At 59.8% G+C, this 18,591-nt stretch carries 18 protein-coding genes; 8 read left to right on the top strand and 10 right to left on the bottom strand.

Annotated elements, in window-relative coordinates; genetic code table 11:
* Positions 1-2 precede the first annotated feature (2 nt).
* Together LC298_RS04135 and LC298_RS04130 are read right to left on the bottom strand one after the other, a co-directional pair.
* On the bottom strand, positions 3-1,121 hold the full coding sequence (locus LC298_RS04135; RefSeq protein WP_131564401.1) for a patatin-like phospholipase family protein: 1,119 nt from the start codon (positions 1,119-1,121) through the stop codon (positions 3-5).
* A gap of 19 nt (positions 1,122-1,140) precedes the next feature.
* The gene (locus LC298_RS04130) at positions 1,141-1,923 is read right to left on the bottom strand and encodes a 3-hydroxybutyrate dehydrogenase (RefSeq protein WP_131564404.1); all 783 of its coding nucleotides are present in this window, start codon (positions 1,921-1,923) and stop codon (positions 1,141-1,143) included.
* Positions 1,924-2,044: 121 nt separating this feature from the next.
* Here LC298_RS04130 and LC298_RS04125 point away from each other — a divergent pair, with 121 nt between their 5' ends.
* The 3 genes from LC298_RS04125 to LC298_RS04115 all read left to right on the top strand — a co-directional run bounded on the left by LC298_RS04125 (position 2,045) and on the right by LC298_RS04115 (position 4,705).
* Entirely contained in the window at positions 2,045-2,398 is a 354-nt protein-coding gene (locus LC298_RS04125) for an arsenate reductase family protein (protein ID WP_131564406.1), read from the top strand.
* Positions 2,399-2,479: 81 nt separating this feature from the next.
* A complete protein-coding gene (ispG, locus tag LC298_RS04120; protein WP_131564408.1) occupies positions 2,480-3,769 on the top strand; it encodes a flavodoxin-dependent (E)-4-hydroxy-3-methylbut-2-enyl-diphosphate synthase in 1,290 nt (429 codons plus the stop codon).
* Positions 3,770-3,787: 18 nt separating this feature from the next.
* Positions 3,788-4,705 carry a lytic transglycosylase domain-containing protein gene (locus LC298_RS04115; protein ID WP_131564410.1) on the top strand — a complete coding sequence of 306 codons (918 nt, stop codon included), beginning with the start codon at positions 3,788-3,790 and terminating at the stop codon, positions 4,703-4,705.
* Positions 4,706-4,721: 16 nt separating this feature from the next.
* Here the strand turns inward: LC298_RS04115 and LC298_RS04110 are convergent, their stop codons facing one another.
* Positions 4,722-5,630, bottom strand: coding sequence for a polyprenyl synthetase family protein (locus LC298_RS04110; RefSeq protein WP_131564412.1), 909 nt, complete (start codon positions 5,628-5,630; stop codon positions 4,722-4,724).
* A gap of 247 nt (positions 5,631-5,877) precedes the next feature.
* Between LC298_RS04110 and LC298_RS04105 the strand changes: the two genes are divergently transcribed.
* Both LC298_RS04105 and rpmF read left to right on the top strand, forming a co-directional pair.
* A complete protein-coding gene (locus tag LC298_RS04105) occupies positions 5,878-6,531 on the top strand; it encodes a biosynthetic peptidoglycan transglycosylase (RefSeq protein WP_131564414.1) in 654 nt (217 codons plus the stop codon).
* Positions 6,532-6,672: 141 nt separating this feature from the next.
* On the top strand, positions 6,673-6,855 hold the full coding sequence (rpmF, locus tag LC298_RS04100) for a 50S ribosomal protein L32 (protein WP_131564416.1): 183 nt from the start codon (positions 6,673-6,675) through the stop codon (positions 6,853-6,855).
* Positions 6,856-6,924: 69 nt separating this feature from the next.
* On the opposite strand, the gene LC298_RS04095 is transcribed toward rpmF, so the two are convergent.
* Together LC298_RS04095 and LC298_RS04090 are read right to left on the bottom strand one after the other, a co-directional pair.
* Entirely contained in the window at positions 6,925-7,734 is an 810-nt protein-coding gene (locus tag LC298_RS04095; RefSeq protein ID WP_131564418.1) for a lytic murein transglycosylase, read from the bottom strand.
* Between the two features lie 103 nt (positions 7,735-7,837).
* Positions 7,838-8,497, bottom strand: a complete 660-nt coding sequence (locus LC298_RS04090; protein WP_131564420.1) for a YggS family pyridoxal phosphate-dependent enzyme — start codon at positions 8,495-8,497, stop codon at positions 7,838-7,840.
* A gap of 144 nt (positions 8,498-8,641) precedes the next feature.
* Between LC298_RS04090 and leuS the strand changes: the two genes are divergently transcribed.
* From leuS to holA, 3 genes are read left to right on the top strand one after another with little or no spacing between them, the layout of a single operon-like run.
* Positions 8,642-11,263 (top strand): leucine--tRNA ligase, encoded by a 2,622-nt coding sequence (leuS, locus tag LC298_RS04085; protein ID WP_131564422.1) that lies wholly within the window; start codon positions 8,642-8,644, stop codon positions 11,261-11,263.
* Between the two features lie 26 nt (positions 11,264-11,289).
* Positions 11,290-11,820: an LPS assembly lipoprotein LptE gene (lptE, locus tag LC298_RS04080; protein WP_131564424.1), complete on the top strand. Its 531-nt coding sequence runs from the start codon at positions 11,290-11,292 to the stop codon at positions 11,818-11,820.
* 14 nt (positions 11,821-11,834) lie between these two features.
* Positions 11,835-12,872: a DNA polymerase III subunit delta gene (gene holA, locus LC298_RS04075; protein ID WP_131564426.1), complete on the top strand. Its 1,038-nt coding sequence runs from the start codon at positions 11,835-11,837 to the stop codon at positions 12,870-12,872.
* 27 nt (positions 12,873-12,899) lie between these two features.
* Here holA and LC298_RS04070 read toward each other — a convergent pair whose 3' ends face one another.
* The 5 genes from LC298_RS04070 to mnmE form a co-directional block, all read right to left on the bottom strand.
* On the bottom strand, positions 12,900-13,787 hold the full coding sequence (locus LC298_RS04070) for a ParB/RepB/Spo0J family partition protein (RefSeq protein WP_131564428.1): 888 nt from the start codon (positions 13,785-13,787) through the stop codon (positions 12,900-12,902).
* Between the two features lie 15 nt (positions 13,788-13,802).
* Positions 13,803-14,591: a ParA family protein gene (locus LC298_RS04065; protein ID WP_131564430.1), complete on the bottom strand. Its 789-nt coding sequence runs from the start codon at positions 14,589-14,591 to the stop codon at positions 13,803-13,805.
* Between the two features lie 22 nt (positions 14,592-14,613).
* Positions 14,614-15,249 (bottom strand): 16S rRNA (guanine(527)-N(7))-methyltransferase RsmG, encoded by a 636-nt coding sequence (gene rsmG, locus LC298_RS04060; protein WP_223385528.1) that lies wholly within the window; start codon positions 15,247-15,249, stop codon positions 14,614-14,616.
* Position 15,250: 1 nt separating this feature from the next.
* Entirely contained in the window at positions 15,251-17,128 is a 1,878-nt protein-coding gene (gene mnmG, locus LC298_RS04055; RefSeq protein ID WP_131564432.1) for a tRNA uridine-5-carboxymethylaminomethyl(34) synthesis enzyme MnmG, read from the bottom strand.
* A 138-nt stretch (positions 17,129-17,266) separates the two neighbouring features.
* Positions 17,267-18,571: a tRNA uridine-5-carboxymethylaminomethyl(34) synthesis GTPase MnmE gene (gene mnmE / locus LC298_RS04050; RefSeq protein WP_223385527.1), complete on the bottom strand. Its 1,305-nt coding sequence runs from the start codon at positions 18,569-18,571 to the stop codon at positions 17,267-17,269.
* Positions 18,572-18,591 lie beyond the last annotated feature (20 nt).

Here is an 18,591-nt window from a genome sequence, read left to right as displayed (position 1 = left end):
TCCTACCCACCGCCCGGGCGAAGCCGCGTCATGGCCTCGCGCATGTGACCGCCGATCGACTTTCTTCGCCGATCGGGCAGGATGTCCGGGCTGAGCTCCTCGGAAAGATCGAGAGTCGCTTTCTCGCCAATCGCGTTGAAATGCTCATCGAGGAAATCCTGTGCCGCCGCACGGCCGATGCCGTGCAGATACTGCAGAAAATCCCACTCCGCATTGATCTTCGTCGAGGCCGACAGATCTTCCACCACCGCATCGGCAGAAACCCGGTGCATCCGCAGTGTCCGGTAGCTTGTGCCCTCCAGCCTGCCGTCTTCCTTGAGCCTCCGAACGAACTCGATCGCCCGGAACTCGCGCAGCAGTGCAGCATTGAAGGTGATCTCGTTCATCCGATCCTGGATTTCCAGTGCTGTTTTCGGAGTCGCTCGCCGCTCGATCGGGTTGATCTGCACCAACAGGCAGTCCTCAGTGTCCGTTTCATAGAAAAACGGGAAAAGCGCAGGGTTTCCCCCGAACCCCCCGTCCCAATAGGGGATTCCCTCGATCTCGACCGCCTTGAACACCGTCGGCAGGCAGGCAGACGCCATCACCACGTCCGGAGTAAGTTCCTCCGGCCGGAATACGCGTACCTTGCCGGTCCAGACATTCGTCGCCGAGATAAAAACCTTGATGTCGGAGCAGGTGTGAACATGATCGAAGTCGACTTCGGCGTCGACGACATCGCGCAAAGGATTGAGATCGAGCAGGTTGAGATCATAGGGCGAGAACATTCGCGAAAACAGGTTGTAGGCCCGGTAAGACGGCGAAAACTCAAGGTTCCAGCTCCCCCACAGCACATCCAGCGCCGTCCGCTGAATCGGCGAGAAGCGTCCCTTCTTGCTGACAGCGAACCAGAAGTCGTACAGCGACTGGCGCGCGCCCTCCGCACCGTCGCGCACCCAGCCGTCTACCAGCGCAACGGCATTCATGGCACCCGCACTCGTTCCCGAAATGCTGTCGATCTTGAGCCGACCGTCCTCCAGGAGCGCATCCAGCACGCCCCAAGTGAAGGCGCCGTGTGATCCGCCTCCCTGTAGCGCCAGATTGATCGTCTTCGTTTCTCTGCTCTTTCCGTTTGACCCCATGAGACCGCTCCCGTGACCGCTAAAGTGCGGTCCATCCGCCATCGACGGAAATCGTCGTGCCGGTAATTTGCGCTGCATGATCGGAGGTCAGGAAGAGCACCGTTCCTCCGAGTTGCTCAACGGTCGCGAATTCCTTCGACGGCTGGCGCTTGAGCAGGACCTCGCGAATGACTGTTTCGCGGTCCATGTCGTACTCTTTCATGGTGTCGGGGATCTGCTCCTCCACCAGCGGCGTCAGCACATAACCAGGGCAGATCGCGTTACAGGTAATCGGATCCTCCGCGGTTTCAAGCGCAACGACCTTGGTGAGGCCAACCACGCCATGCTTTGCCGTCACGTAGGCTGATTTGTACGGAGATGCGGTCAGACCATGCGCCGAAGCAATGTTGATTACCCGACCCCATCCGTTCGTCCGCATCATGGGCACGGCAACAGCAGCCGTGTGAAACGCTGAATTCATGTTGATCGCAATGATCGCGTCCCACTTTGCGGTAGGGAATTTCTCGATCGGCGCAACGTGCTGGATGCCGGCGTTGTTGACCAGAATGTCAACGCTGCCGAACTTCATGGCCGCCTGCTCGATCAGCGAGCGGCACGCCTCGCCGTTCGACAGGTCAGCCTGGATGTAGACAGTCTTGTTGGCGTACCTTTCGGCGATTTCCTCGGCAAGGGCGTGATCCTCGTCCTTGTCGGAATAGGAATTGAGAACCACATTGTGGTGCTCGGCTGCCAGCGCCTGGGCAATGCCCAATCCGATGCCGGAATTCGAGCCCGTGACGACGGCGGTCTTGGTTCTTGCCATTTCAAGCGATTTCCCTCAGTTGGCGGTCACTTCTTCTGCTGCATTGCATCAAAAACTTTTGCGGCGCACTACATAACACATTAGCGGCCAATTGGTTCGCTTGAAGCGAGATGAAGCGACGATGCCGATACGAATCTATGGTTACCCCGGTTGCACTACGGTGAGGCGGGGATGTGAATGGGCCGATACCCACAAGATCGAGGCAGAATACGCGCATTTCTCCAAGGTTCCGAACTTGCGCAGGGAACTCACCGAATGGGTGAAAGTCGCGGGGATTGAACGGGTTTTCAACATGCGCTCGCAAACCTTCAGGAAGCTCGCAGACGAGGACCGCGCGAAGATCGAAGCGAACGACGAGGCCCGGATCGCCGCCATGGCGGCCGATCCCCGTCTGATCAAGCGTCCGGTCGCCACCGACGGAGAAGTGGTTCTGACCGGTTTTGATGAGAAAGAGTGGACCGCCGCGTTTGGGTGAGACGCACTTGATGCCTCTACCTGCAATTGCCGCGAGCGGCGGGAAGCCTTAAGAACCCAGGAAAGCACGGACCGACATTCCATGACCCACTTGGCCATCAACCGCGAACAGCCTTCCGATCTGAGGATACTGCGCGAGCCGCAGCCGCGCCGTCATACGGTTGGTGTTGCGGTCGGCGGCGTCATGGTCGGCGGTACCGCGCCGGTGGTGGTCCAGTCGATGACGAACACGGACACGGCAGATATCGATGCGACCGTTGCCCAAGTCGCCGCGCTGCATCGCGCCGGCTCCGAAATCGTCCGTCTTACGGTTGACCGTGACGACAGCGCCGCCGCCGTTCCCCGAATCCGGGAGCGGCTTGAGAGGCTCGGTCTCGACGTGCCACTTGTGGGGGACTTCCACTATATCGGCCACAAGCTCCTCGCAGACCATCCGGCTTGTGCGGAGGCGCTCGCCAAGTACCGCATCAACCCAGGCAATGTCGGTTTTCGCGAAAAGCGCGACCGCCAGTTCACCGAGATCGTCGAGATGGCAATCCGCCATGACAAGCCAGTTCGCATCGGCGTCAATTGGGGCTCGCTTGATCAGGAGCTTCTCACCCGTCTCATGGATGACAATCAGGATCGCGGATCGCCGATGAGCGCGCGCGAGGTCACCCGCGAAGCGATCGTCCAGTCGGCCCTAATTTCAGCGGAACTCGCCGAGTCCATAGGCCTTCCCCGCTCGAAAATTATCTTGTCAGCCAAGGTCAGCCAAGTGCAGGACCTGATCGCAGTCTATATCGAACTCGCTGGCCGCACCGACCACGCACTGCATCTGGGGCTGACTGAGGCGGGCATGGGATCCAAGGGCATTGTTGCCTCTTCAGCGGCCATGGGCATTCTGCTCCAGCACGGAATTGGCGATACCATCCGCATCTCGCTGACGCCCGAGCCGGGAGGAGACCGCACGCGCGAGGTTCAGGTCGCGCAGGAGTTGTTGCAAACCATGGGTTTCCGGCAATTCGTTCCCGTCGTCGCTGCCTGTCCGGGTTGCGGGCGGACCACATCGACCGTATTTCAGGAACTCGCCCGGCAAATCGAGGACGATCTGCGCCGCAACATGCCCGTTTGGCGTAATAAGTATCCTGGCGTCGAGAACCTTCAGGTTGCGGTGATGGGCTGCATCGTCAACGGTCCCGGCGAATCGAAACACGCCAATATCGGAATCTCGCTTCCAGGCACCGGCGAGTCGCCGGCCGCTCCCGTCTTCATCGACGGCAAGAAAGCGGCTACCCTCCGTGGACCGACCATCGCCAAGGATTTCCAAGACATGGTCAGCGACTATATTGAGCAGCACTACGGCAAGGCCCGGACTCCTACAGCCGGGTAAGAACGGGGGTGAGCAGCGATGAATAGCCGCCCGGTCAGATACATCGCTCCGCTGATAGCGTTTCTTTCTCTGGCAACTGCTCACGCTGAGGAGGTGCGGGTCATCCTGCCTTTCCAGCCGGGCGCCGATAGGTCTGGGACGCTCGAACGCGTCGAACCGGAGGCACCGGCGCCAGGTATGTCCGTCGCCGACATTTGTCTTCTGATTGCGGGGTCGGCGGACAAACATGACATTCCGCGGTCGTATTTCGCACGGCTAATTTGGCAGGAGAGCCGCTTTGACTCAAACGCCGTATCCCCTGTCGGCGCCGAGGGGATCGCGCAATTCATGCCCGCCACCGCATTGCGGCGTGGCCTGCGAAACGCGTTCGATCCCCGCGAAGCGATTCCGGCCTCCGCAGAGTACCTTGCCTTTCTACGCTCCATGTTTGGCAATCTCGGCCTGGCGGCCGCGGCCTACAACTCAGGCGAAGAACGCGTAGCGCGGTGGATCGACAAGGGAGGGAATTTACCTCTCGAGACGGAGAACTACGTGCTGTCGATCTTGGGAAAGCCTGTCGAGAGTTTTCGAAAGAGCGCATCGGATGAGCCTCAGAAGCCGCTGAGCGACGAGAAGTCTTTCGAGGAAGCCTGTCGTGCGTTGCCAACCAAACCAGCGAGCGGAACACTCCTGGTCCGTGCGCCCAAACCGGCTTGGGGCGCTCAGGTCGCCGGACACTTCGATCGATCCGTTGTCATGCGCAAATGGTCGCAAATCCGCATCCGCCATGCAGCGATCGTCGGAGAAAGCAGACCGGCCGTCTTCACCATGCCCAGCGCTATGGGCCGAAAACCCCTCCATGTCATCCAGATCGGAGCCTCGAACCGCCGTGAAGCAGGTGACATCTGCAATCGCCTGCGAGTCGCCGGGGGGGCATGCGTTGTCGTAAAGAACTAGCCGGCCACGTGGCCCGTCAAAGTCTCCGGCTGGCGACAAAGCGCGCGGCTCCAGCAAGCGATGAGCCAGCTTCGCCGAAAGATTTTGCCAGGTCCTCAGCCTCTGAGACGAATTCATCGAGTTTTCGTCGGGCCCAATCCTCGCCGTTCAGGCTTGCCAGCGTCGCTTTCCCCTGAGCCGCATCCTTTCCCGTGGCCTTACCCATCACGCTTGCCGACTGGGTCATATCGAGAAGATCGTCTGCAAGCTGAAACGCGAGACCGACCTTCTCTCCATAGATGCATAGCCGGTCGAGTTGGCTGTCCGTCGCCCCGCCTATAACTCCACCCGCCTCGCAGGCAAAGCGGATCAGCGCCCCGGTCTTCATGGCCTGCAATGTCATTACGCCCGCTTCGTCCAGCCGGCTCGTAGACGCCTGCAAATCCAGCGCCTGGCCGCCCGCCATGCCGCCCAGCCCGGCGGCCCGCGCCAGACGGTTAGCAAGCGCGGCGCGGGTTTCACCGTCAAATCCGCTCGCCTCATCGGTCACAAGGTCGAACGCCAACGTCAGGAGACTGTCGCCGGCCAGAATTGCAGACGCCTCGTCGAAGGCGCGATGTACCGTCGGTGCCCCCCGCCGCATGTCGTCATCGTCCATTGCTGGAAGATCGTCGTGGATCAGCGAATAACAGTGGACGCATTCAAGCGCAGCAGCAGCGTAAAGCGCCCCGTCGTCGTCGGCATCGAACAGCTTTGCTGTCTCGAGCAGCAGAAATGGGCGGAATCGCTTGCCCCCATTCAGTACACCATGGCGGATCGCGGCAAGCAGGCGTGGCGGGCGGACCCTTTCCCCCGGCAGAGTTTTCTCACCAAGGCGGGAAGACAGAAAGGCGTCCACTTCGCTCGCCCGTCCGGACAGATATGTGGAGAATTCATCGGCTCTCATGCCCACTCGATGGCGGGTTGGCGGGTCCGCGTCAAGCTGCCGACCCGGCCCAGTGCATTCGACCACACAGGCATTTCATTTTACTTCAATACCGAATCGATACGCGGTACGACGCTGGCCAACCGATGTTTGACAGATGGGCGGGTGATATTTGGCCACCAGTAAGAAGGGCGGACGGTCAGCGCCGCGCGTCAGGAGCGAGTCGCGACCGCGAGCGAGCGGAGGGCGGAAGCGCGGCTTTCTGCGAATGCTTCTGCTTGTGGCAATCGGCCTCGCGATGTTGCCGCTCGCGCTGACCCTGCTTTACCGCTTAGAGTTTACGCGGCCCGTTTCGATGCTAATGTTGGTTGACAGATTCACCTTCCGGCCATTCCACCGCCAATGGATCGACATCGACGATGTCGCGCCTGTTCTCGTGCAATCCGTCATCATGTCGGAAGATGGCCAGTTTTGCTCCCATCAAGGCGTCGACTGGGGTGCGCTTAACGAGGTGATCAACGAGGCCTTGGAAGGCGAACGCGCCCGCGGCGCGTCAACCATCACCATGCAGACAGTGAAGAACCTGTTCCTCTGGAACTCGCGATCCTTCATTCGGAAGGGATTGGAAATACCACTGGCGATCTGGTTCGATCTGGTCGTTCCGAAGAAGCGCGTTCTCGAGATCTATCTCAACATTGCCGAATGGGGCATCGCGACCTACGGAGTGGCGGCGGCGAGCCAAGCCTATTTCGGCAAGCATCCCACCGAACTCTCGCCGCGGGAGGCCGCCCTTCTGACCGTCGCACTGCCCAATCCAAAAGAGCGCAATCCCGCCTCCCCCGGGCCCGGCATGAGCCGACTGGCCGACATTATCCAGGCGCGAGCCGCCAAGGCTGGCGGCCATACCGGCTGCCTTGATTGACGGACTCACAATTTTTCCTCGCAAGTCTGGTCAACGTACCGACAAGCGTGTATAGGCGCGCAATCTTTTTCATGAAAAATGAGGGCGACTTCGAGCTGGACTGGCCAGTCCGTTCATTCGCCCGGTTGAATGGAGACCGTAATGGCAGTTCCCAAGCGAAAGGTAACCCGCTCCAAGCGCGGGATGCGTCGTTCCACCGATGCACTTAAGAATCCATCCTATGTCGAGGACAAGGATTCCGGTGAACTTCGCCGTCCGCATCATATCGACCTGAAGTCGGGCATGTATCGCGGTCGTCAGGTTCTCGAGCCGAAGGAAGGTTAACCGCTTCCATTCTCGAAAGCGCTGCTATTAGAGCCCGTGGCTGCGAAACCGGCCGCGGGCTCTTTGCCGTTACCCGTCGATCCGCGCGGCGATGATCGCGATTGCCTGCTGGTACACGCTGGCGGCATTCCAGCCCTGAATAGCGCGGAAATTGCTTTGCCCTGGCTGGTAACCCGCTCCTGCACGCCAACCGTGCGCCCGCAGGAAATTGGCCGTCGAGGCCAGCGCGTCTGCCTTGGAGGTTAGGTCGAGGCGCCCATTGCCGTCGCCGTCGACGCCGTATTGCATCACGTTGGCGGGCAGGAATTGTGTGTGACCGACCTCGCCGTGCATCGCGCCGCGAGTGGTCGACGAGAGCACCCCCCGATCAATGAGCTGCAATGCTGCATAGAGATGCGTGGTGAAGAAGGCTGACCGCCGGCAGTCATAGGCGAGTGTCGCAATCGCCGAAAGCACGTTGGCGTCCCCCATGAATCGGCCGAATCCGGTCTCCATTCCGTGAATGGCGATCAGCGGTCCTGGCGGCACGCCGTAGCGTTGTTCGAGAGCCGCAAACAACTGCGCGTTCGCGACCTTCTGCTTGCGGCCCTGTGCGACGATCGTGTCCGCGCCTCTAACCTTCATGAACTTGTCCAGCGAATATCGAAAAGTCTTCTGGTTTCGGTCGGCCGCGATCGTCTTTGTCGCATACTGGGCACCCGCCAGCGCCTGAAGTCCGCGCTGGCCGATGCCCCGGGATCTGGCTTCCTGCGCGAATTGCTGTTTCCAGATTTCGAAACCCCCGGCATCGTTTCCACACTGCGCGGCTGCGGCTGAACCGCCAAGGAGTGCCAGCGCAGCAGCGGTACCCAAGAGGCGCTTCGTTATTCCGAATTTCATTGATTATCCTCCGCAAGATTGCCGATATCCGCTAACTGGCGCGAACATGCCCGATTCAGAACGTTTTGTCAGGTCATCGGTTGCATTGGAGCAGACAGTCGGCTTACCGCTCGCCGAAGATCGCGGAACCAATACGTATGCTCGTCGCACCAAAGGCAATTGCGGTCTCGAAATCGCCCGACATCCCCATCGAGAGTTTCGATACGCCGTTTTCGGTCGCTAGCTTGCGGAGCAATGCGAAGTGCGGACCTGGATTCTCGTCGGCCGGGGGAATGCACATGAGCCCCTCGATTGCCAGCCCCAGATCATGGCGACAAAGCGCCAGGAACGTCGCACAATCGTCGGGTGCGACACCGGCCTTCTGCTCTTCCAGGCCGGTGTTCACCTGCACGTAGAGCCGAGGGTGTCGTGCCTGCTTCTTCATTTCGCCTGCGACCGCCCGGGCGATCTTATCGCGATCAATCGTCTCGATCACATCAAAAAGCGCCACCGCGTCTTTCGCCTTGTTGGATTGCAGCGGACCGATGAGATGCAGTTCGATATCGGGGAATTCGGCCTTCATCTCCGGCCACTTGGCCTGCGCCTCCTGCACACGGTTTTCGCCGAATACGCGCTGCCCGGCGTCAATCACCGGGCGGATCGCGTCGGCCTCGAATGTTTTAGAAACCGCAACGAGCCGGACTTTGGACGAATCCCGACCGGCGTCCCGTGATGCAATGGCCACGCGGTCCCTGACGGCTAGAAGTCGCGTCGCTGACGTCATCTGTTCCCTGCGAGACCTGCCCCGTACTCGGCACAGCGGGGGGCGCTTGTTGACGGCCCCGTCGTTTCACGGCAAGAGACCGGTGATTTGATATCGCGGCGCAGGACTGCACACCACCGCGCAGAATTCAAGAGTTTCATCCATATGACGACCGAACGCTACAACCCGCGCGAAGCCGAGCCCAAGTGGCAGAACGCATGGGCCGAGGCGAAGCTTTTCGAGACTGGCGACGATGACCCCCGCCCCAAATATTACGTCTTGGAGATGTTTCCCTATCCATCGGGGCGCATCCACATCGGCCACACGCGCAACTACACGATGGGCGACGTCGTTGCTCGGCATAAGCGAGCGCTGGGCTACAACGTTCTGCATCCGATGGGCTGGGACGCCTTCGGTATGCCGGCGGAAAATGCGGCAATGCAGAACCGTGTACATCCCGGCGAGTGGACCTACGCGAACATCGCCACCATGCGCGAGCAGTTGAAACTGATGGGTTTGTCGATCGATTGGTCGCGCGAGTTTGCAACCTGCGATGTCGATTACTACCACCAGCAACAATCGCTCTTCCTCGATTTTTACGAAAAGGATCTCGTCTACCGCAAACAATCCAAGGTAAATTGGGATCCAGTAGACATGACCGTGCTGGCCAACGAGCAGGTAATAGACGGGCGGGGCTGGCGTTCGGGCGCGCCGGTTGAACAGCGTGATCTCACCCAATGGTTCTTCCGCATCACCCGGTTCAACCAGGATCTGCTCGAGTCACTCGACGAACTCGACGGCTGGCCGGAGAAGGTCCGCACAATGCAGCGGAACTGGATCGGCCGGTCACATGGGCTCCAGTTGCGCTGGGCACTCGATGCCGATACCGCGCCTGCAGGTGAAACGGAACTGGAGGTTTACACGACCCGTCCGGACACGATTTTCGGCGCATCCTTTATGGCGATTGCCGCCGATCACCCATTGGCCATAAAGGCGGCGCAGTCAAATCCCGAGATCGCTGCCTTCTGTGACGAGTGCAAGCGCGCCGGGACGTCGCTCGCGGCGCTTGAAACTGCCGAAAAGAAGGGCATCGACACCGGCATCCGCGTGATCCACCCGTTCGATTCCGGCTGGACGCTGCCGGTTTATGTCGCAAATTTCGTGCTGATGGACTATGGGACGGGCGCGATTTTCGGTTGTCCGTCCGGCGATCAGCGCGACCTCGACTTCGCGAATAAATACGACCTTCCGGTCGTTCCCGTGGTGATGCCTGCCGATGCCGACGTGGCCTCGTTCCAGATCACAGAAGAGGCGTATATCGAGGACGGCGTGATGATCAATTCCCGCTTTCTCGACGGCATGACGCCAAAGCAGGCATTCGACGCGGTCGCCAGCAAACTCGAGACCGAAACGCTTGACGGCCGCCCGAAAGCAGAACGCCGCGTACAATTCCGGCTCCGGGACTGGGGTATTTCGCGGCAGCGTTATTGGGGCTGCCCGATACCGATGATCCACTGCCAGGATTGCGGGGTTGTGCCGGTGGCGCGCGCGGATCTACCGGTGAAATTGCCGGAAAACATCGATTTCGAAAAGCCCGGCAACCCGCTCGACCGGCATTCCTCCTGGAAGCATGTCGATTGTCCGTCCTGTGGCAGGCCAGCTCGGCGTGAAACCGACACCATGGACACCTTCGTCGACTCGTCCTGGTATTTCGCCCGCTTCACTGCGCCCCGCGCCGCCGATCCGACGGTTCCCGAGGCGGCAAATGCCTGGTTGCCGGTGGACCAGTATATCGGCGGCATCGAACATGCGATTCTGCACCTTCTCTATTCGCGGTTCTTCACCCGCGCGATGCGCGAGGCCGGCCACCTCGACCTCAAGGAACCATTCAAGGGCCTGTTTACACAGGGAATGGTGGTTCACGAGACCTACCGCACCGGCAACGGAGCGAACGCCGAATGGCACGCGCCGTCCGAAATCCGCTTCGAGGAGAGGGGGGGCAGGCGCTGCGCCATCGTCGCGGCGACGGGCGAAGAGGCCGAGATCGGTTCTCTGGAAAAAATGTCGAAGTCGAAGAAGAACACGATCGGTCCGGAGGATATCACCCAAAGTTACGGCGCCGACACCGCCCGCTGGTTCATGCTCTCGGATTCGCCCCCCGACCGGGACGTCGAGTGGAGCGACCGGGGAGCCGAGGGCGCTCACCGCTTCGTTCAGCGCGTTTGGCGCATCGCCTCGTCGGTCACCGGTAAGGTCGCGGCGGGTGACACGTCTTCAGCGAAGGGCGACGCACTTGCCCTGCGCAAGGCTGTCCATAAGGCGCTGAAGGCCGTCGGTGACGACTTCACTCGGCTTGCCTTTAATCGCGCCATCGCTCGCGTGCACGAACTGGTCAACGAGATGGCACCCCTGGTCGACAAGACCAAAGACGGTTCACCGACCGATAGGGCCGCGACCCACGAGGCATTATCCATTTTGATGCAAATGATCGCACCCGTGATGCCCCATCTGGCGGAAGAATGCTGGCAGGCTCTTGGCTACGACCAAATGATCGCCGCGACTCCCTGGCCGACGTTCAATGCCGACCTCGTGGTTGACAACTCGGTCACGCTTCCAGTGCAGATAAATGGCAAGCGGCGCGGCGAGATCGTCGTAAGCAAGGATGCCGAGCGCGACGCCGTCGAAGCGATCGTTCTCGAGACCGACTTCGTGAGGCATCATCTTGACGGAGCGTCGCCAAAAAAAATCATTGTGGTTCCGAACCGCATCGTGAACATTGTCGCGTGACCCACGACCGGAAAGCTGATGCTTCGATGAAACGCCGTCGCCTGACGATAACGATCGCCGCCCTGGCAATGCTATCCTCCGGGTGTACGGTTCAGCCCCTCTATGCGCCCGGGACCGCGACCGTGTCCGCTTTCGCTGCGCCGATCTCATCGATATACATTGAGCCTGCTGAGGACCGTATCGGCCAAGAACTACGCAACGAATTGATCTTCCTGCTCAACGGTGGTTCCGGCCAGCCGTCTAGCGCCGAGTTCGAAGTCAGCCTAGATGTCGCGTCGACCTCGAGGAGCGCTTTCGTGATTCAGCGGAGTGGGGAGGGCCGCGATGGCGAGCCAACCTCACGAACGGTGGACGTGACCGCTCGTTATGCGTTGCGGAAGTCGGCTGACAACAGGCTCCTTTCCTCGCGGCAGACGATGGCTTCGGCATCGTATGATATTTCTGTGCAGGAGTTTGCCAACACCCGCGCCGAGCGGGATGCCGAAAACCGTGCAGCTCGCGAAGTGGCAGAGCAGGTGCGGGCGTTGCTGGCAGCGGATCTCGCGCGACTGCGCTGAGGGGATGAACGCATTTGGCTGAACTCAAGGCCGGCGACGTCGAGCGCTATCTGCATAATCCGGATTCGAGTCACTCTCTCTTTCTCGTCTACGGCCCGGATCGCGGCCTTGTATCCGAGCGCGCTGAATTCCTCGCAAGAAAGTCAGGCATCGATCTGAATGACGCCTTTTCGGTCATCAAGCTGGATGCGTCGGAACTCGTCGGCGACCCGGCACGCCTTACGGATGAAGCCTACACCGTCGCGATGTTCGGTGGCGACCGTCTGATATGGCTTCGCAATGTCGGCAGTCACAAGGAAATATCGGCCGTAATATCCGGATTGCTTACCGATCCGCCCGAAGCCGTAAATGTTATCATCGAGGCCGGGGATCTTAAAAAAGGCACCGCCTTGCGGGCAATAGTCGAAAAATCGAAAGCAGGCGTCACATTGCCCTGCTATTCCGATTCCCCCCAGGGACTGAACGCTTTGATCGATTCGGCGGTGGCCGAGTCCGGCAAGCGGCTTTCAACAGACGCGCGCCGCTATATCCAGGAACACATCGGTGGAGACAGGCGAGCATCTCGGGGTGAACTCGAAAAGCTCATGCTGTACGCCCGCAACGAAGACGAGATCACGCTGGAAATGGCGAGGGCATGCATGGGCGATGCGTCGGCTATTTCCTTCGACGACGTTGTCGATGCGGTTATCATCGGAGATCTCCCTGCTTTCGATTCCGCGATGCAGGCGTTTGTTTCAGCCGGCTCCAACCCGGCGCCGCTTCTAGCCGCGGCGATCCGGCAGTTTCAACAGCTGGACGTCCTGCGTTCGGAAATGGATATCTCGAGGCGGTCTCCCGCCTCCGTGATCGCTACGGCTCGCCCACCGGTATTTTTTTCGCGGCGCAAGACGGTCGAATCGGCTCTAAGCCGCTGGACACACATTGGAATCCGCAATGCATTGAAACGCCTGCAGGAGTGCACACTCGAAAGCCGTATGAAATCCGCACTTTCCGTTGCTATCGCGCGGACGACACTATTGGCGATTACCATACAAAGCGCACGCCGCCGCTAGAAGGTTCGGCCGAAAAAATTTAGGCGACTAAAGACCCTGCAGCCTGTGACAAAGGGAATCAAGCTGCTCAAGGGCGCTGTAGCGAATTCGAACTTCTCCGCCCTTGCCGCCATGTACGATCGAAACACGCAGGCCGAGCTGGTCCGTCAAGAGCTTCTCGAGCGCAAGCGTATCGGCGTCCTTTTCAGGCTGCGCCGTCGGCCGGCTTCCGCGGTTTTTTGTGCCAGCCGACGAATCCTGAGCGAGCGATTCCGCTTGGCGCACCGACAGCCCCTCGTTGATGATCCGCCGTGCAAGCGTGTCGGGTTCTTTCGCGGTCACTAATGCGCGCGCGTGGCCTGCCGAAAGCTCTCCGTGCTGAACGTGTTCCTGCACCGCCAAGGGCAGCTTCAGCAGACGCAAGGTGTTGGCGACGTGGCTCCGGCTCTTCCCGATCACATCTCCGAGTTCCGCTTGACTGTAATCGTGTTCGTCGATCAGTCTCTGATACCCTGCCGCCTCTTCGATCGGATTGAGATCGGACCGCTGGACGTTTTCGATGATTGCAAGTTCCAGCGCGGTTTTGTCGTCGACGTCACGCACAATAACCGGGATCTCTGTGAGCCCTGCGCGCTGCGCCGCGCGCCAGCGGCGTTCACCCGCGATGATCTGGAAATTTCCGCCGAGATCATCAGGCCATGGACGCACGACAACTGGCTGCAGGATGCCATGTTCGCGTATCGAACTTGCGAGATCGTTAAGCTCCTCGTCGGAGAACTCCCGGCGCGGATTATCGCGATTCCGGTGAACGAACTCGACCGGCATTGTCCTGTCACTGGCCAGGGGCGCCGGCGCACTCTCCGCGGGAGCGTCCATCTCGCCGATCAGCGCCGCAAGTCCGCGTCCGAGCCTTTTGCGGGAAGCTTCTTCTGCCATTCTGATGCTCTCTGGTTAAGCCGCAGTTAGATGCCGCTCGCGACGGATCACCTCCGAAGCGAGTTGGAGATAGGCTTGACTGCCGGCGCAATTCAAATCGTAGAGGATCGCGGGTTTGCCGTGGGATGGCGCCTCAGACACCCGCACATTGCGAGGAATGACGGTGTCGTACACCTTATCGCCCATGTGGGTTCGTACATCCTCGACCACTTGAAGAGCCAAATTGTTGCGCTTGTCGAACATGGTCAAGACGATACCCTGGATGGATAACGTTGGGTTGATGCTACGTCGCACCTGTTCGACGGTACTGAGCAGCTGGCTCAAGCCTTCCAAGGCGAAAAATTCACACTGCAGGGGGACCAGAACGGAATTTGCGGCGGCCATCGCGTTCAACGTCAGCAAATTGAGTGACGGCGGACAATCCACCAAGATATAGGTGAACCGGCCCGACACGCGGGTAAGCGCAGACTTCATTCTGAAGACTCGGTCTTCCCGTTGCGAGATTTCCATTTCAACACCGAGCAGATCCATCGTTGACGGAACGACCGACAAATTCGGAACGGCGGTCGGAATGGCTGCATCCACGACATCGGCCTCGCCCAGAATGACATTATAGGAGGAAATCTCTCGATCCTCGCGATCAATGCCAAGACCGGTGCTCGCATTCCCCTGAGGATCGAGATCGACGATCAGCACGCGCTCGCCGATCGCCGCCAAGGCTGTGGCCAGATTAATGGCGGTCGTAGTCTTTCCCACGCCGCCTTTCTGGTTCGCTATCGTGATCACCCGGCACGAATGCGCCATCTCTTCCTCGGAAAATAAGCGTTTAGTTCAGTGCCGGGCGCAGGTTCGCAACTTCGAGAACAACGGAATCTGCATCGACGCGACTCCTATGCTCTACCAGATCGAATTCCCATTTTGCACGGCTTTCTGCAATCTCCGCCGCGTATCCACGGCCTTTGTGCAACAGCGCCCGGGCGCCCGCCCTTGCCCACGGAGCGATCATCTCGATCAGGGCGGGCAGTGGCGCCAAGGCGCGTGCGGTCACGATATCCGGTGCTTCTGTACGAGCGACCACGGCCTCAATACGTTCCGAACGAATTACGCATGAGGGCGCACATTGCGTTTTCACCACGTGCAGGAAGCTGGTTTTCTTTCGGTTGCTTTCCACCAATTCCACCTTCCGGTCTTGGGAATTCTCGAGCAATATTGCGACGACCATGCCCGGGAATCCGCCGCCGGACCCAAGATCGATCCAATGCTTTGCATCCGGCGCCAGTTCCAGAAGTTGGGCACTGTCGCCGATGTGGCGCGTCCAAAAATCCCCGTGCGTGGAAGGAGCCGTAAGGTTGATCCGTGGGGTCCATTTTGCATAAAGATCGGCGAAGAGCTCCAACCTGTGGAGCGTTTCACGTGAAACGCTCCCCGCATATGCCGCTTGAAAGTCTTTCGTTTGCAACAACTTAGGCCACTCTCGACTTCACGGCGCGGGCACGCTGCTGCACATGCGCCAGGATCAACCCTATCGCAGCCGGAGTCATTCCTTCGATACGCTGCGCCGCCGCAAGCGTTTCCGGCCTCCGAAGGTCAAGCTTCTGCCGCAACTCGTTCGAAAGTCCCGCAATCCGCCCATATTCGAGATCCGGGGGAATTTCCGTCAATTCCTCCTTCTTCACCGTTGCGATCTCCGCGGCCTGCCGCCGCAGATAGACTGCGTATTGCGCCTCGATCTCGAGGCGCTCCAGCGTATCGGCCGAAAATTCACCCAGTTCGGGGAGGATACGGATCAGGTCAGGCATGGAGACCGACGGATACGAGAGCAGATCGTAGCCGGATCGCCGAACGCCATCTTCGTTGATTTCGAGACCGAATCGATTGGCCTCCTGCGGAGAAAACTGGCCATCCATGGCAACTGCGCGCGCTTTGGAAAGCGCTTCGGACATGGATTCGAATGCTGATCGACGGCGCGAACCGACGACACCCAGGGCCATCGCCCTTGGCGTCAGCCTGAGATCCGCATTGTCGACACGGAGCGAGAGCCGATATTCGGCTCGTGACGTGAACATACGGTACGGCTCCGATACGCCGCGTGTAACGAGATCGTCGACCATCACGCCGATATACGAGTCCGTCCGGGAAAATACGACGGGGTCTAGCGCGCCGGCCAGCCGACCCGCATTGATTCCTGCAACCAAGCCTTGGGCGGCAGCTTCCTCGTAACCAGTCGTCCCGTTGATTTGGCCCGCCAGATAGAAACCCTCGACTCCGCGCAGTGCCAGCGTTGGCTCGAGCGCCCGTGGATCCACGTGATCGTATTCGATGGCGTAGCCCGGCTGTAGAATCGCAGCGCGTTCAAGGCCCGGGATGGTCTTCAGCAACTCGGCCTGGACCGCCTCCGGCAGCGATGTCGATATGCCATTGGGATAGACGGTGTGGTCATCAAGCCCTTCCGGTTCGAGGAATATCTGATGGCCATCCCGCTCTCCGAATTTCACGATCTTGTCTTCAATCGAGGGGCAGTAGCGCGGTCCGGTGCCCTTGATGCTTCCCGAATACATAGCGCTGCGGCGGAGGTTACTCCGGATGACCTCGTGGGAAGCCGCGGTCGTTCGCGTAATCCCGCATTCAATCTGACGATTGGCAATCTTCTCTGTCAGGAAAGAAAAGGAAATTGGATTTTCATCGGCTCTCTGCGCCTCGAGGGCACTCCAATCAATGGTTCGCCCGTCTAATCGCGGCGGCGTGCCGGTCTTCAACCGAGCAAGCGGCACGCCGAGGCGCTCCAGCGTTGACGAGAGTCCTGTGCTCGGCCCCTCCCCCAACCGTCCGGCCGGGATTTGACGTTCGCCAATATGAATCAATCCCCGCAGGAAGGTTCCCGTGGTCAATACAACCGCTCGGCAAGAGAACGCAGCGCCGGCGGCCGTAACCACGCCTCGGACAACGCCATCGGCTGCGAGCGCTACATCGGCGACCTCGCCCTCGACCACCGTGAGACCGTCGATCGCGCCGATCTCCTCCTCCATTGCCCGACGATAAAGACTCCGGTCCGCCTGAGCCCGCGGCCCGCGTACCGCTGGTCCCTTTCGACGGTTGAGCATCCGGAACTGAATCCCTGCGGCGTCCGCGACGCGGCCCATCAAGCCATCAAACGCATCGATCTCACGTACCAGGTGCCCCTTTCCCAGCCCGCCTATCGCCGGATTGCAGGACATGACCCCGATCGTATCGCGTGAGTGCGTTACAAGCGCTGTCCGGGCGCCTGTCGCCGCCGACGCGCGCGCTGCCTCGCAGCCTGCGTGACCACCTCCGATAACAATGACATCGAACTCATGGTTCATGAGATATCTCTGATTCCGAACGCCGCTGTTTGGCTCCGCCAATCGACGCTGTCAAGCCAGTCATGTTTCACGTGAAACAAACCGCACTGGCGTCCGCGAATACCGCGTAGCAGAGCAATTGATGTTTCACGTGAATCATCATTTACCGACACAAAATTCCGAAAATATGATGCCGAGAATATCCTCAACGCCGGAATGCCCAATGATACGGCCCAGATAGTCGGCGGACACCCGAAGCGCCTCGGCCCGTATCTCCAACGCATCGGCATCATTTTCCAGCGCAGTCTTGAGATCCTCGAGGGACCGTTTAACATTATCGAAGTGCCGCTGCCGCGTTGGCAATGTGATCGCATCAACGCTCAAGACCGCCGCGAGATGCTCCTCAAGCATAGCCAGAAGCCCCTGCAAACCATCGGACGTCTTCGTCGACACCGCAACCTCGTGGCCCACGTTACACGAACCGGAAACGTCGCGCTTGGACCGAACGCGCCATATCCGGTCTTCGTCAACGCCTCCGAGGACCGACCAGGAACCCGTTTCTGAAAGGTGCAGGACCAGATCGGCGTCAGCTGCGCGAACAAACGCGCGACGGATCCCTTCCGCTTCGATCTTCTCGGCTCCTTCTCTGATCCCCGCCGTGTCGATAACAAGTACTAGGTGTCCGGCGATCGAGAGCCGGACCTCTATCGCATCGCGCGTCGTTCCCGGCTCGTCAGACACGATCGTAACATCACTGCCAGCCAGCGCGTTTAGAAGACTAGACTTCCCGGCGTTTGGCGGGCCAACGATAGCAATTCGAAATCCCTCCCGTATAGCCGAACCCCGCCGAGCTTCGCCAAGATGGATATGCATCTCCTCTGCCAAACTCGCCATATCGTCCCAGATCTCAGCCGACACTGAGCCGGGAACATCTTCTTCATCGGCGAAATCTATCTCGGCGGCGATCATGGCTTGGCCATGCAGCAGCCTCGCCCGCCAACCCTTGTACAAATCGTGAAGAGCTCCAGATGCCTGTGCCAAGGCCAGCACGCGCTGTGCCTCCGTCTCCGACGCAATCAGGTCCGCAAGTCCCTCCGCCTCGGTCAGGTCAAACTTGCCGTTCACAAACGCCCGACGTGAAAACTCACCGGCCTCGGCCATGCGGGAATCGGGGTGTGCTCCCAGTTCCTCAAGCATCCTGTCCACCACGGCGCGCCCGCCGTGAAGATGAAATTCCGCGCAGTCTTCACCCGTGAAACTTCCGGGACCCGGGAACCAGAGCACAATCCCCCGGTCAATCGGATTTCCATTCCGGTCGCGAATCAACCGTAGAATCGCCGATCGCGGCGCCGGCAAGTCACCTGCGTGCAGCTCGACGATATCCCGACTCCCGCCTCCAGACACGCGAATAACCGCCACACCGGAAGGCGTGTTTCCGCTCGACAAGGCGTAGATGGTATCCATATGCATTCCCAAGGAAATCC

It is taken from the genome of Oricola cellulosilytica (assembly GCF_019966575.1).
GTDB lineage: Bacteria > Pseudomonadota > Alphaproteobacteria > Rhizobiales > Rhizobiaceae > Oricola > Oricola cellulosilytica.
This window is presented reverse-complemented; position numbering and strand designations above follow the sequence as displayed.